The 13,458-nt window shown below is 70.7% G+C and carries 10 protein-coding genes and 2 pseudogenes; 6 read left to right on the top strand and 6 right to left on the bottom strand.

The annotated features are described in order from the left end of the window. Positions 1-132, bottom strand: a pseudogene (locus tag A5709_RS28870) (cutinase family protein); the annotation flags it as partial. A gap of 289 nt (positions 133-421) precedes the next feature. Between A5709_RS28870 and A5709_RS16960 the strand changes: the two are divergent. Together A5709_RS16960 and A5709_RS16955 are read left to right on the top strand one after the other, a co-directional pair. Beyond that, positions 422-1,312, top strand: coding sequence for an SDR family NAD(P)-dependent oxidoreductase (locus tag A5709_RS16960; protein WP_068120925.1), 891 nt, complete (start codon positions 422-424; stop codon positions 1,310-1,312). Further along, the gene (locus A5709_RS16955; RefSeq protein ID WP_068120918.1) at positions 1,309-2,886 is read left to right on the top strand and encodes an AMP-binding protein; all 1,578 of its coding nucleotides are present in this window, start codon (positions 1,309-1,311) and stop codon (positions 2,884-2,886) included. Before A5709_RS16960 ends, A5709_RS16955 begins: the two co-directional genes overlap by 4 nt. A 16-nt stretch (positions 2,887-2,902) precedes the next feature. Here A5709_RS16955 and A5709_RS16950 read toward each other — a convergent pair whose 3' ends face one another. Both A5709_RS16950 and A5709_RS16945 read right to left on the bottom strand, forming a co-directional pair. Continuing rightward, positions 2,903-7,726, bottom strand: coding sequence for a cation-translocating P-type ATPase (locus A5709_RS16950; RefSeq protein ID WP_068120916.1), 4,824 nt, complete (start codon positions 7,724-7,726; stop codon positions 2,903-2,905). A 158-nt stretch (positions 7,727-7,884) separates the two neighbouring features. Then, positions 7,885-8,865 (bottom strand): annotated as a pseudogene (locus tag A5709_RS16945) (sigma-70 family RNA polymerase sigma factor); the annotation flags it as partial. Positions 8,866-8,984: 119 nt separating this feature from the next. On the opposite strand from A5709_RS16945, the gene A5709_RS16940 reads away from it, so the two are divergent. Together A5709_RS16940 and A5709_RS16935 are read left to right on the top strand one after the other, a co-directional pair. Further along, on the top strand, positions 8,985-9,749 hold the full coding sequence (locus A5709_RS16940; protein ID WP_068120913.1) for an SDR family NAD(P)-dependent oxidoreductase: 765 nt from the start codon (positions 8,985-8,987) through the stop codon (positions 9,747-9,749). Between the two features lie 30 nt (positions 9,750-9,779). Beyond that, the gene (locus A5709_RS16935) at positions 9,780-10,517 is read left to right on the top strand and encodes a DUF899 domain-containing protein (RefSeq protein WP_068120911.1); all 738 of its coding nucleotides are present in this window, start codon (positions 9,780-9,782) and stop codon (positions 10,515-10,517) included. A gap of 98 nt (positions 10,518-10,615) precedes the next feature. On the opposite strand, the gene A5709_RS16930 is transcribed toward A5709_RS16935, so the two are convergent. Then, entirely contained in the window at positions 10,616-10,840 is a 225-nt protein-coding gene (locus A5709_RS16930) for a hypothetical protein (protein WP_007167137.1), read from the bottom strand. Positions 10,841-10,900: 60 nt separating this feature from the next. Then, positions 10,901-11,260 (bottom strand): nuclear transport factor 2 family protein, encoded by a 360-nt coding sequence (locus A5709_RS16925; protein ID WP_082953284.1) that lies wholly within the window; start codon positions 11,258-11,260, stop codon positions 10,901-10,903. 98 nt (positions 11,261-11,358) lie between these two features. On the opposite strand from A5709_RS16925, the gene A5709_RS16920 reads away from it, so the two are divergent. Together A5709_RS16920 and A5709_RS16915 are read left to right on the top strand one after the other, a co-directional pair. After that, positions 11,359-12,225, top strand: coding sequence for a rhomboid family intramembrane serine protease (locus tag A5709_RS16920; RefSeq protein WP_082974076.1), 867 nt, complete (start codon positions 11,359-11,361; stop codon positions 12,223-12,225). Next, on the top strand, positions 12,222-12,683 hold the full coding sequence (locus A5709_RS16915) for an SRPBCC family protein (protein ID WP_068120907.1): 462 nt from the start codon (positions 12,222-12,224) through the stop codon (positions 12,681-12,683). Before A5709_RS16920 ends, A5709_RS16915 begins: the two co-directional genes overlap by 4 nt. Here the strand turns inward: A5709_RS16915 and A5709_RS16910 are convergent, their stop codons facing one another. Continuing rightward, on the bottom strand, positions 12,684-13,457 hold the full coding sequence (locus A5709_RS16910) for an SDR family NAD(P)-dependent oxidoreductase (RefSeq protein ID WP_068120905.1): 774 nt from the start codon (positions 13,455-13,457) through the stop codon (positions 12,684-12,686). Between the last annotated feature and the right edge of the window lies 1 nt (position 13,458).

Here is a 13,458-nt window from a genome sequence, read left to right as displayed (position 1 = left end):
AAACACCACTTGCACGTCCGGACACTGGGCGGCGGCGGAGGGGATGACAGAACCAGCGAGCGCCGACGCGCCGAGGCTGGATGCTGCAACTACTGCTGGACCTACTAAACGGGCTATTTGACGTGCGATCATGCCGCAATTGTGCCCAGTCGTACCCCCGCCTAAACGGGTGAAACCATGGAAATTACTGCGAATTCACACAACCGCGGTTTCCGCGCGGTTTGCGGGGCCGAGATGGCTTGCGCGCGCGCCCGATCCGGCACCGCGGCGGCCGGTGATCAGGCGCCGGCTCGACGGGAGCGCCAACGTCGGGGCGGGGCACGGGCCCGCATCGCGATGTGGTCTGCTAACTATGACGACTCGGGCGCCCGGTGAAGCCATCCGCCGGTGCTCGACGCGCGAAGTGAATGCGGCGGCAAAGTTGAACGTAATAGTGCAGGCCCTGAACAAGGTCACGGACCACGTGGCCAATCCGGCGCGAGTGTCGGATCCCGACAAGCTGCGCCGCGCCGTCGCCGGCAAGACCGTGCTGGTCACCGGCGCCTCCTACGGCATCGGCGAGGCGACCGCCCGTAGCCTGGCCGCCGCGGGCGCCACCGTGCTGGTGGTCGCCCGGTCCGAGGAACGGCTCGGCGACCTGGCGGCGTCGATCAACGCCGCAGGCGGTCGGGCGATGGCATACCCGACCGACCTCACCGACGAGGCGGCTGTCAGCGCGCTGACCAAGGAGATCACCGAGCAGCACGGCGCGATCGACATCCTGGTCAGCAACGCCGGCAAGTCGTTGCGCCGCTCGCTGCATCACCAGTACGACCGGCCGCACGACTTTCAACGCACCATCGACATCAACTATCTGGGGCCCATCCGGCTGCTGCTGGGACTCCTGCCGGCCATGCGCGAAAGCGGGCGCGGGCACATCGTGAACGTCTCCAGTGTCGGCGTGCGCGTCGTGCCGGGGCCGCAGTGGGGCGCTTACCAGGCGTCGAAGGGCGCTTTCGACCGGTGGCTGCGCAGCGTGGCCCCGGAACTGCACGCCGACGGTGTAGAGGTCACCACCGTGTACTTCGCCCTGGTCCGGACCCGGATGATCGAACCCACGCCCATCCTGGGCCGGCTCCCCGGCTTGTCGGCCGACCAGGCCGCCGACGCGATCGCTAAGGCGATCATCGAGCGGCCCCGCAGCAACGAGCCGCCGTGGGTGTTGCCGGCCGAGTTGGCCTCGGTGCTGTTGGCGGGGCCGGCCGAACGCGCGGCCCGGCTGTGGTACCGGCGGTTCTTCTCGGATTCCGGCGACGAGGAGGCCCGGCGATGACCAACGAGGGCGTGGTCGGCACCGCGGCGCGGGCGCTGCTGCGGTCCCGACTGCTCGCTCCACCGTCGCCGCCGGCGGCCCTGCGGCTGATCCGGGAGGCGCGCCGGGGCGGCACCAACCCGTACACCCTGCTGGCGGTGACCGCGATTCGATGGCCCAACCGGGCCGCGATCGTCGACGACGACGGCGTCTGGGATTACCGGCAGCTGCAGTCGGCGACCGAAGCGCTGGCACGCCGGTTGTCCCGTGAGGGTGTCGGACCCGGCGACGCGGTGGGCATCATGTGCCGCAACGGCCGCGGCTTCATCGCCGGGGTCTTCGGCGCCGCCCTGGTGGGCGCCGACGTGGTCCTGGTCAATACGGACTTCCGCAGCGACGCCCTGGCCTCCGCGATGAGCGGTCATCGGATCACCGCGATGGTCGCCGACGCCGAATTCGGCGAGCGCGCCCTGGCCGCCGACGGATCGGTCGTGGTGATCGATCCGGCCACGATCGTCGCCGAGGAGGGTGAGCCGCGGCCCGACGTGGCCAAGCCGGGCCGGATCATTCTGCTGACGTCGGGCACCACCGGCACGCCCAAGGGGGTGCCGCGCTCACCGCAGCTGCGTTCCGCGGTGGGCGTGTGGGTAACGATCCTCGATCGCACCGGCCTGCGCACCGGGTCGCGAATCTCGGTGGCGATGCCCATGTTTCACGGGCTGGGGCTGGGAATGCTGATGCTCACCGTGGCCCTGGGCGGCACGGTGCTAACCCACCGCCACTTCGACGCCGAAGCCGCGCTCGCGCAGGCGTCGCTGCATCGCGCCGACGCGTTCACGGCGGTGCCGGTTGTGCTCGCGCGCATCCTCGCCCTGCCCGAGCGGGTGCGGGCCCGCAACCCCGTGCCCTACCTGCGGGTCGTGATGTCGAGCGGGGACCGGCTCGACCCGACTTTGGGGCAGCGGTTCATGGACGCCTACGGCGACATCCTCTACAACGGCTATGGCTCCACCGAGGTCGGCATCGGCGCGCTCGCAACTCCCGCGGAGTTGCGCGAAGCGCCCGAGACCGTCGGGAAACCGGTCGCCGGCTGCCCGGTGCGCATCCTCGACAAGAACGGCAAGCCGGTCGGTGCGCGCGTCACCGGCCGCATTTTCGTGGGCGGCGAGCTGGCCAGCGAGGGGTATACCGGCGGTGGCGACAAGCCAGGCGCCAAGGCCGTCGTCGACGGCATGACCAGCACCGGCGACATGGGCTACCTCGACAATGCCGGCCGGCTGTACATCGTCGGCCGCGAGGACGACATGATCATCTCCGGCGGGGAGAACGTCTATCCGCGCGCGGTCGAGAACGCCCTCGCTCAGCACCCGGCGATCGCCGACAACGCGGTCATCGGAGTCCCCGACGAAAAGTTCGGTCATCGATTGGCCGCGTTCGTGGTCCTGCACCCCGACACTGACGCCGATGAAACGACGTTGCGGGAGTACCTCAAGGGCAAAGTCGCGCGATTCGAGCAGCCCCGGGACATCAACATCGTCACCAGCATCCCCCGCAATCCGGCGGGCAAGGTCGTGCGCAGGGAGCTGTCCGGCTAGGCGCGCGGCGAAAGCCCTACTGCTGCTTGGGTTCCAGGGCGGCGACCTGCTTGGCCAGCCAGTTCGGCGCCAGCACCGAGACGACGGTGGCGCCCGCGGTGGCGCTGATGACGCCGGTCCAGGCGACCGGGCCCAGCGGGGTGCAACCGAAGAAGTGGCTGACGCCGGGGGTTTGGACGATGGCGACCAGCACACCCGCGCTCCCCAGCGCCGTGCCCAGCACCAGCGGGCTGTGGCGGCGCGTCAGCAGGGTCTGCGCGAGCTGCGTGGTCACCAGCGCGGTGAGTCCCATCGTCGACGTGCGGCGTTCGGTGCCCGGTGTCCAGCGACCGATGGCCCAGGCCGCGGTCGCGCCCGCGGCCGTGATGGCGCCCCGCGTGACGATCTGCCGCATCAGCGGCGCGTCGAGGGAGGGCGGAGGCCCGGACAGCGTCGCCAACTGGAACGCGCGGTGTAATTCCTCGGCGTCGCGGTCGACCCCCTCCTCGTCCTCCTCGGGCTCGGAGAACTGTGGGGTGACGGCGACCGCAAGGGCGGGGAACATGTCGGTGAGCAGGTTCACCAGCAGCAGCTGGCGGGTGCCCACCGGGGCCCGGCCGGTGCCCAGGGCGGTGCCGATGAGGGTGAACAGCACCTCGCCGACGTTGCCGCCGACCAGGATGCCCACCGCGTCGCGGACGCCACCCCACATCCCGCGCCCCTCGACCAGCGCGTCGAGCAGCACGCCCAGATCGTTGTCGGTCAGCACGATGTCGGCCGCCCCGCGCGCTGCGGACGAGCCGCGACCGCTCACACCGATGCCCACATCGGCCATCCGGATCGCGGCCGCGTCGTTGGCCCCATCGCCGACCATCGCGACCGCCTGCCCGCTGTCCTGCAGCGCCGCGACGATCTGCACCTTCTGCTCCGGGCTGACGCGGGCGAAGACCTGGACGTCGGCGGCGACCTTGGCGCGATCCTCCTCACCGAACGCGACGAGTTCGGCGCCGGTCATCTCGCGCGCGTCCGCCGGCAGACCCAGTTGCCGGGCGATCGCCCGCGCGGTCACCGGGTGGTCGCCGGTGATCAGCACCACCCGCCGGCCGGCTTCCACGAGCGCCTCGATCAGCGGCCGCGCCGACGCCCGCGCGGTGTCCGCCAAACCGACGTAGCCGATCAACTCGAGGTCGTGCGCGGCGGCGTCGACGGCATCGGCGTCGGTGTCCTCCTCGCCGGTCCCGTGCTCCCACGTGCGCTGGGCGACCGCCAGCACCCGCAGGCCCTGCTCGGCAAGGCGCAGCACCAACGACTCCGCGCGGTCGAGGTCGGCGTCCGCATCGGCGAAGCGGCAGCGCGGAAACACTTCTTCCGGCGCGCCTTTGACCATGAGCATCGGCCCGCCGTTTCCGGCCGACGTGCCGATCGCGGCGGAGTAACCGCGGCTGGATTCGAACGGTACATCGGCGAGCACGGTCCAGCCCGAGTCCCATTGGGAGTCAATGGAATTCGCCGCTGTGAGGATCGCCTCGTCGGTCGCGTGCGCGTGGCCGCCGCCGTTGTGGGGCTGCGTGCTGCTGCGCGCGGCGGCCCGCACCACCGCGGCCGACGCCGGGTCGGTGACGTCGGGGAACGGAGCGTCCACGCCGGCCCCGTGCGGGACGCCGCGGACGACGCGCAGGCGGTTCTCGGTGAGCGTGCCGGTCTTGTCGAAACACACCGTCTCGACCCGGCCCAGCGCTTCGACCGCCCGCGGGGTGCGGACCAGCACCCCGCGCCGCGACAACCGCTGGGCGGCGGCCAGCTGGGCCAGGGTGGCCACCAACGGCAGGCCCTCGGGGACGGCGGCCACGGCGATGGCCACCCCATCGGCTACCGCCTGACGCAACGTTCCCTGATGCAGCAGCGCCAACGCGGTCACCGTCGCGCCGCCGGCCAGGGTCAGCGGCAGAACCTTGCTGGTCAACTCGCGCAACCGGGCCTGCACCCCGGCCGCGGACTCGACGTCGGCGATCGCCGAGATCGCGCGCTGGGCGGCGGTGCCCGCACCCGTCGCGACGACGATCGCGCGGGCGTGCCCGGCGACGATCGTGCTGCCCTCGAACAGCATGCTGGCGCGATCGGAGTCGGCGACGGCGACGGGCTCGACCTGCTTGTCCACCGGCAGCGACTCGCCGGTGAGGAAGGATTCGTCGACTTCGAGGTCCTCGGCGACCAGCAGGCGGGCGTCCGCCGGGACCACCTCGGGGGCGGCCAGGTCGATGATGTCGCCGGGCCGCAGCGACTTCGCGTTCACCGAGACCGTGCGTTCGACGGTGCGGGCCGCCTCCAACCGGCGGTGCGCCGTGGCCACCGCGGGGAGCACCACGCGCCGCGCGTATTGATCCTGCTCGGCGAACAGCTCGGCGACGGCGGCCTCGGCCCGCAACCGCTGCACCCCGCCGGCGACGGCGTTGGCGGTCATCACGCCCGCCACCAGCAGCGCGTCGACGCTGCTGCCGACGATCGCCGAGGCCGCCGCCCCCACGGCCAGGATCGGCGTCAGAGGATCCGACAACTCGGCCCGCGTCGCGGTCAGCAGCCGCCCCACCCGGCTGGCCGGCCCGCGCAGCGGCGCGACCAGCGGGTTGTAGGACAGGTCGTCGAGGAGTTGGCGCCAGGGCGCGGTGCCCGGTTCGACCGCCAGGGGCCGCGTGCGGCTGGCCAGCCGGGCATAGACGATCTCCGGGTCGAGGGCGTGCCACGCGGTCAGCGGCTGCGGTGTCGGGTCGGGCAGCCGAAGCACCCGGGAGGCCGCGAAGGTGCCCTGCATCAGCGCGGCCGCGGCGGCGGCGTTGACCGGGTTGAGCCAGCGCTGCACGGCGAAGGGGCTCAGCGTGCGCGGGTCGCCGGTGACCAACAGCAGCCCCGCGAGCGTGCTGCCGCCCTTCGCGAGGCGCACCGCCGATTCGGTCGCCGCCCGGGCCACCGGCAGCGCCGACAGGATGCGCACCGCGGCGGCGAGGTCCGTGCCGGTGATGATGTCCGCCGTCCACGGCGTCGCCGCCTGCGGGTCGTCGAGCGCCACCCCGACGTCGGCGATGGCCAGCGCGGCCAACGTGTCGGTGGACGCGAAGTCGCGGTGAAGCGCGGTGATGAGCAGCACGGGCCCGCGATCCGTGCGCAGGTCGCGCACCAACTGCAGCAGCGGCGTGCCCGGCGGGTGGCTCACGGCGACGCTGGCGGTCAGGTCCTCGGTGCCGGCGACGTGGCGTAACACCACCCGGGCGCCGGTCCGGTGTGCGATCTGCAGCAGCGGAATGGCGAACGGGTCGACTTCCCACCCGACGTCGACGCTGCCGACGCGCTCGCCGTCGACCACCAGATCGGCATGTTCGAGGCCCTGCGCCGGCGTCGCCGACGACCCTTGCGCCCGGACCCACCGCAACCGGGCGCCGGTGGCGGGCAACTCGTCCGGGTCCGGATCGGGGGCTTCCTCACCGTGCAGCAGCGCGTCGGCGACCTCGTAGACGCGGTCCTCGTCCCACCCGGGTACGTCGCCGCGCGCCTGCAGCACGGCGCGGTTGTCGCCACGCAGCGCGGCGCCGTCGACCACGACCACCTTGACCCGGTCCAGCCGCCGCAAGGCGCCCGGGTCTAGAAACAGCTGCCCGGCGTTGGCCAATCCGCGGCCCAGAACGGCGGCGAACGACTGCCGGCCCGTGTGCGCGGCCCGCGGCACGCCGGCCAGCAGCGCGCCGGCCGCGTCCTCGGTGCCGCCGCCGGCCAGCAGCGCACCCGCCGCGGCCACCAGCGAGGCGTTGGCGGCCTGGTCGGCGTACTCCTCCACCGGCCCGGCCATCGATCCCTTCGCGGTGTCGATGGCGGCATCGATGGCCCCGCCCACCACCACGTGGGAAACCTCACCGGCCGCGGCCGCGGCCCAATTGTGCCGTGGTGCTTGCGATTTGGGGCCGGCCGAGGAAATGATCGGAACCACCGGAGCCTGCGGCCGGTCGGGTGAGGCCAGCTCCGGTTCGCGGTCCCGCCATCGCTGACGGTGCGCCGCGGCCTCGGAGACCTGCAGGCTGCGTTGTGCCAGGTCCAGCAGCGGCGTGCCGACCGCCTGCGTCAGCCCGTTGGCCAGTGCGGTCGACGCGCTGAGGGCGATGTCGGTGCCGACGCGACCCAGGCGCGACTCCAGCACGGCAACCACCCGCGGCTGATGATTCAGCAGCGCGGCGGCGGCGCGGGCGCTTCGCGGCGCGACGGGGAGGCGGCCCAACCAGCCGGTCACCGCGGCGCCGATGGCCGCCACGTCCATGGCCGCGGCGCTGAACGGGACCAGGATCGCCAACGGATTTCCGGGGTCGGCGAACGGCGCGGTCCGGGATGCCTCCTTGGGGGCGACCAAGGTCAAGTCCGCCGCGACGCGGCAGATCGTCTCGCGAACCCGGTCCAGCACGGCATCGCCATCGGGTTCGTTCTCGAATTCGACCACCAGCCGGCCGAGGGCGCCCTCGACGTGGGCCGAGGCCACTCCCGGAATCCGGCGGACCGGCTCCTCGACCGCCGGCGCGTGCTCGTGCCAGTCCGGGAACGGCAGTAACGGGTCCAGGTCCAGATGCACGCGCCGCCCGCTCTGCCAACGGACCGGTGGGGTGACGCGGGGCCCGGAACCGTTGGTGGAACCGGTCAATCCGACGGCCCGGCCCGTCGTCTGGGCCATCGACTGCACAACCGGGACCGCGAGTTCGGCGACCGGGTTGGTCAACGCCTGCAGAGCGTCCGCGGCCCCGGCCGCGGTGGCCACGCCGGCCCGCACCACCTGCGCGGCCCCGTCGGTCATGCCGGCAACGAGGCTGGCAACGCCCGGAATCCTCACTCGGTCACCCTTCGATTACCTCTACCGCGCCTAATGATCCTGGGGGGTTGGGGGCCTGTCCACATTTGCGACGGTGGACGTGCGACGACAGCGGTGACGCCGGTGGGTCGTGCCTTCCTTCGGTGACCGGTGGTGCAGTCGCTTCCCCTGCGGACAGGTTACCGGCTCGCCGGAAAACCAAACCTGCTGAACAGGCCGGGGTCCAGGAAGACGGTGATGGTGGCGATGCCGGCGGCGCCCGCGGTGAGGACGTGGATGGAATGGGCCCGCATCGTCCCGTCCGGGCCGCGGCGGTACTCGGCGACGGCGGGTTGTGCGTTCGCGGCGGTCGGGATCATCGCGACATCACCGGCCTTGGCGAGAGCGCGTGCGGCGAGGAACCGCAGCACCGGGTCGCGCCCGGCGAACCACACGGGCAGCGGTGGCATTTCGAGCTTCACATCCGCTTGCAACAACGCGGTAAGGGCGGCCATATCGGCGTTTTCGAATGCCGCGCAATAGCGGTCGAGGAGTTCACGGCGCGCGGCGTCATCGGGTTCGGACAGGCTTTCCTCGGCGGGGGAGAGCTCGGCGAGCCGGGCCCGCGCCCGCTGCAGCGAGCTGTTGACGGCGGCCGGTGTCGTTTCGAGCAGCTCGGCAACCTCGGCGGCACTGAACTGCACGACGTCGCGCAGGATGAGCACCGCTCGCTGGCGGGCCGGGAGCTCCTGCAGGGCCGTCATCACGGCCAGCCGCAGGCTTTCCCGCGCGGTGACGTTGTCCTCCGGCGTGAACATCAGCGAGTCGGGAATGGGCTCCAGCCATTCGTGCGCACCGCCGACCGCGTCGAGGCTGGCGTCCGGGTCGGTCGATCCGTCACCCAACCCGGCCGGCAGCACGCGGCGGGCGCGGTTCTGCAGCGCCCGCAGGCAGGCCGTCGTCGCGATCCGGTACAGCCAGGTCCGCAGCGCGGCGCGTTCCTCGAACGCCTGGTAGCCGCGCCAGCCGTTGAGATAGGTCTCCTGAACGAGGTCCTCGGCGTCGTGCACCGACCCGAGCATGCGGTAACAGTGCGCGATCAGCTCTGCCCGAAACGGCGCCGCCTGCGCGATGAAGTCCTCTTTCGCCGGCATGGGTTCTCCTGTCTCGGCTGCGACCGAACGCTACTCCAGTACCGAGACGGCGGACCGGGGAAATTCATCGGTCCACGAGCGATGAATTTCGGTGCGGCGACGTCTCTCAACTTGTGGACGCACATTCGATGAGAGCGAGGAAGAACATGAACGAGCCACTCACAGCCGAGGGGCTGGCCGGCACCAGGGCGATCGTGACCGGGGCGAGCCGCGGATTCGGCCGCGCCATCGCCGGCGCCCTGGCGGTGGTGGGCGCCGAGGTGGTCGGCGTTGCGCGCAACGGGCCCGGGCTGAACGAGGTGCGCGACGAGTTGGGCGGTGGCTTCCTTCCGGTGGTCGCCGACGCCGCCGACCCGGCGACGGCGCAGCGGCTCATCGACGAGTACCGGCCGCGGACGCTGGTCCTGTGCGCCGGGGCGACGCCGCAGATGAGCCCACTGCAGGACCAGAGCTGGCACAGCTTCAGCCAGAACTGGAATGTGGATGTCGCGCAAGCGTTTCACTGGATCCGCTACGCGCTGCGGCGCCCGCTCGCGCCAGGCAGTTCGGTGATCGCCGTGTCCAGCGGCGCCGCCGTGGCCGGGTCGCCGCTGAGCGGGGGTTACGCGGGGGCCAAGGCCACGGTCAGGTTCATCGCCAGCTACGCCGCCGTCGAATCGGAGCGGTCCGGCCTGGGGATCCGCTTCGTATCCGTCCTGCCGCGGCTGACACCCGCCACCGGTCTCGGCGCCAAGGCTGTCGCGGCGTACGCCGAACGGCAAGGGGTCGACGTCGAGTCGTTCGTGCGGGCGGGCGGACCCGCGCTCACCGCGGAGCAGGTGGGCGAATCCGTCCTGGCGATCGCCACCGAAGGTCGTGGCAGCGGCGACGCGTACCTGCTCACCTCGACGGGCCTGTCGGCGGTGGCCTGAGAACCTCGAAACCCCAAGGAGGACAACGCAATGAACACACCCGCCATCGTGTCGGCGCAGGACTGGGCGGCCGCGCGCGAACAACTGCTGGTGAAGGAGAAGGAAGTCCTGCGGGCCCACGACGCCCTGGCGGCGGCCCGCCGGCGGATGCCCTGGCTGGCCGTCGACAAGGACTACGCGTTCGAGGGGCCCGAGGGTCGGGTCAACCTGCTGGGCCTCTTCGCGGGCCGGCGTCAGCTGATCGTGTACCGCGCATTCTTCGAGCCGGGGGTGGACGGCTGGCCCGACCATGCCTGCCGCGGCTGCTCGATGATGGCCGACCACGTCGGGCACCTCGCCCACCTGAACGCTCGGGACACCACCCTGGTGTTCGCTTCGCGGGCAGCCCAGGCCGACATCGCGCGGCTGAAGGCGCGGATGGGTTGGCACATGCCGTGGTACACGCTCACCGACGATTTCGATGCCGACTTCGGCGTGGACGAATGGCACGGCACCAACGCGTTCATCCATGACGGTGACCGCGTGTTCCGGACCTACTTCATCAACAACCGCGGCGACGAGGTGATGGGCAACACCTGGAGTTACCTCGACATGACGGCGCTCGGGCGCCAGGAGAACTGGGAGGACTCGCCGGACGGTTACCCGCAAACCGCGCCGTACGAGTGGTGGGAATGGCACGACGCATACGGCGAGCGTGCACCGTCGCGGTGGTTCGGTGACCCCGATCCGGACAATCCCAACGACCCGCGGCCGCCGCGCGGCGGCTAATTCCAGCCGACCGCAATTCGCGTTTCAGCCCGAATAACACGAATGCGCGGTAGCCGTCCACCGGCTACTCGCGCAATATTCGGCTGAGTAAATTCGGTCTATAGAATTCGGTGGTTCGCCCTGTTGACGTGGTACCCGGCCGGGAACGACTTCTCGATGACCTGCAGTTGGTGGTCCACCCTGGACTCGAGCTCGAGGACGACGCAGCTGTCGCCGACGGCCTTGGACTCGAGGACTATGTACCGCTGACCGCAATCCATGATGGGATCACCTGAGTGCAATGTTTCGACGGGCACCAATTCAGGGCTTCCGTTTGATTCCACCCATCACACGCTAGGTCAATTCCGTGGGCGAGGGAATAGTCTGCCCGCCACCGTTACGATTCACTGCGCCGCGGGCTGCTTGAAGAACACACTGACGCGCGCGATCAGCCCATCGTCGCCCCGCTCGAACAGAATGCATTCCGGCCACCGCTTGGTGACCCCGTCGATCTCGAACGACTCCGTCAGCTCCACGTAGGACAGGCGGGCGTTCACGTGCGAAACCCGCTGCACGTCCAGCCGGTGACCGTCCAAGTTGGTGAGGACCTTGCGCAGGTAGGCGACGTAGTGCTGCTTGCCCTCGACGACGTCGCAGAACGGCCCCTCGCGGGTCAGGCCTTCGTCGGCGATCGTCGTGGCGAGGCCGTCCCAGTCGTGTGCGGCCAGGCAGTCCAGGTAGCGCTCGACCACTCCGGTGGTCACGTCGACTCCACGCACAACACAGTAGGCGAGCGGCGAGCCGCAAAACAGCTTTGCCAAAGCGCCGCGCCCCTCCCGGCGGTGCGGGCGACAATGGGGCGATGAGCGCACCCAGCCCGCCGGATTCGCCGCCCGCGGCCCCGAGTTGCTATCGGCATCCGGGCCGGCCGACATACGTGCGCTGCAACCGTTGTGAGCGCTACATCTGCGGGGACTGCATGCGCGACGCCGCCGTCGGTCAGCAGTGTGTGGAGTGCGTCCGGGCGGGCGCCCGGACCATCCGGCAGCCGCGGACAAGGTTCGGCGGGCGGCTGCGGTCGGCCACGCCGGTGCTCACCTACGTCCTGATCGCGATCAACGTGGCGGCCTTCGTGCTGCAGATGGCCTCGGGGAATCTGGAAAAGGAGCTCGCGTTGTGGCCGCCGGCGGTCGCCGACGGCCAGTTCTACCGGTTGGTGACGTCGGCGTTCCTGCACTACGGGGCCACGCATCTGCTGTTCAACATGTGGGCGCTGTATGTGGTGGGGCCACCCCTCGAAATGTGGTTGGGCCGACTGCGTTTCGGTGGGCTCTACGCGCTGAGTGGGCTGGGCGGTTCGGTCCTGGTCTACCTGATCTCGCCGCTCGACACGGCGACGGCGGGTGCCTCGGGTGCCATCTTCGGCCTGTTCGGCGCCACCTTCGTGGTGGGCAAGAGGCTGGCCGCCGACATCCGCTGGGTCGTGGCGGTGATCGCGATCAACCTCGTCTTCAATCTCCTGGTGCCGTTGTTCAGCTCGCAACGCGTCAGCTGGCAGGCGCACGTGGGTGGGCTGGTCACGGGCGGGCTGGTCGCCGCGGCCTACGTCTACCCGCCACGGGAGCGCCGCAACATGATCCAGGCGGCGGTCACACTCCTGGTGCTGGGGGCATTCGCCGTGCTGATCTGGTGGCGCACGGCTGAATTGCTCGCGGAGTTCTCCGCATGAGCTGGTGGGTCGCACACGCCGAGCGCACGCTGACCGAGGACGTGCCCGCGCCCCCTGGCGAGGTCCGTGACTTCTACGTGGACCTGGACAACATCAAGCTCGTCCACCCGCTGATCGTGTCCGTGGAGACGTTGGCGCGCACCGAAACCGCGGATGGTGTGGTGCACAGCTATCGGGTTCGGGATCGAATCCCGTTGGGGCCGTTCACGATGACCATCACCTACCGCGCTCGGCTGCGGGTGCCAGCGGTGGGCGACGTGCTGACCGAGGCCGACCAATCCCCGGGCGTTCACCTGCGCGGGACGGTGAGCTTCGAGCCGACCGCGGCGGGTACCCGTGTCACCGAGCGGATCCGGATAGCGGCGCCCCGGCCGCTGGCCCCGATGACGACGCGCGAGGCCGTCAAGGCGCACATCGAGATGCTGGCCGGCATCCGCCGCCACTTCGAGACGGGCTGATCAGCGCGGCTTCCACTCCGACGTCAACGCCGACTCCGAGAGATACTTCGTCGAACTCCACCCGCCGTCGACAACGATCGTCTGGCCGTTGATGAAGGCCGCGCCGGGCGAGCACAAGAACGCCACCGTGCTCGCCACGTCGTCGACCGTTCCCAGCCGCTGGTGCGGTGTCATCTCGGTGTTGATGCGCCGGAACCGCTCGTCGTGCAGGCGATGCTCGGTCATCGGGGTCTGAATCACCCCGGGCGCCACCGCATTACAGCGTATCCCCTGCGCCCCGTACTGGCAGGCGATGTGGGTGGTCAGCGCCGTGAGGCCGCCCTTGGCCGCCGAGTACGCGCCGCCGCGCAGGCCGCCGACCACGGCGAAGGTCGACGTGACGTTGATGATCGCCGACCCGGGCGGCATGTGCGGCAACACCTCCCGGATGAGTCGGAACGGGGCGCGCAGCATCAAACCGAGGAAATGGTCCAGCGATTCGTCGTCCGTCTCGTGCACCGGCTTCGGGCTGCCTATCCCCGCGATGTTGATCAGGAAGTCGATGTGGCCCCACCTGTCCAGGGCCGTGTCGGTGATCCGCTTGGGTGCATCGTCGTCGGTGAGATCGACGGCTACGGTCGCCACCCGGTCGGGGCCGCCGATGTGGCGCGCCAGTTCGGCGAGCTTCTCGTCGCTTCTCCCGGTCGCCACGACCGCCATCCCGGCCTCGACGAGCTTGGCCGCGCAACCGAAGCCGACCCCGCCGCTCGCCCCCGTCACCACCGCTACCTGCATG

Origin of the sequence: Mycobacterium sp. E1386, from assembly GCF_001672745.1 — a bacterium.
Taxonomy (GTDB): Bacteria; Actinomycetota; Actinomycetes; order Mycobacteriales; family Mycobacteriaceae; genus Mycobacterium.
The sequence above is the reverse complement of the archived record's forward strand: the minus strand, read 5'-3'. Positions and strand labels throughout refer to the sequence as shown.

What these genes read in the sequence shown, in the direction of transcription:
- A5709_RS16955 (WP_068120918.1), top strand. Translation starts at nt 1,309, where the DNA reads ATGACCAACGAGGGCGTGGTCGGCACCGCGGCGCGGGCGCTGCTGCGG.
- A5709_RS16940 (WP_068120913.1), top strand. Translation starts at nt 8,985, where the DNA reads ATGAACGAGCCACTCACAGCCGAGGGGCTGGCCGGCACCAGGGCGATC.
- A5709_RS16935 (WP_068120911.1), top strand. Translation starts at nt 9,780, where the DNA reads ATGAACACACCCGCCATCGTGTCGGCGCAGGACTGGGCGGCCGCGCGC.
- A5709_RS16920 (WP_082974076.1), top strand. Translation starts at nt 11,359, where the DNA reads ATGAGCGCACCCAGCCCGCCGGATTCGCCGCCCGCGGCCCCGAGTTGC.
- A5709_RS16915 (WP_068120907.1), top strand. Translation starts at nt 12,222, where the DNA reads ATGAGCTGGTGGGTCGCACACGCCGAGCGCACGCTGACCGAGGACGTG.
- A5709_RS16910 (WP_068120905.1), bottom strand. Translation starts at nt 13,457, where the DNA reads ATGCAGGTAGCGGTGGTGACGGGGGCGAGCGGCGGGGTCGGCTTCGGT.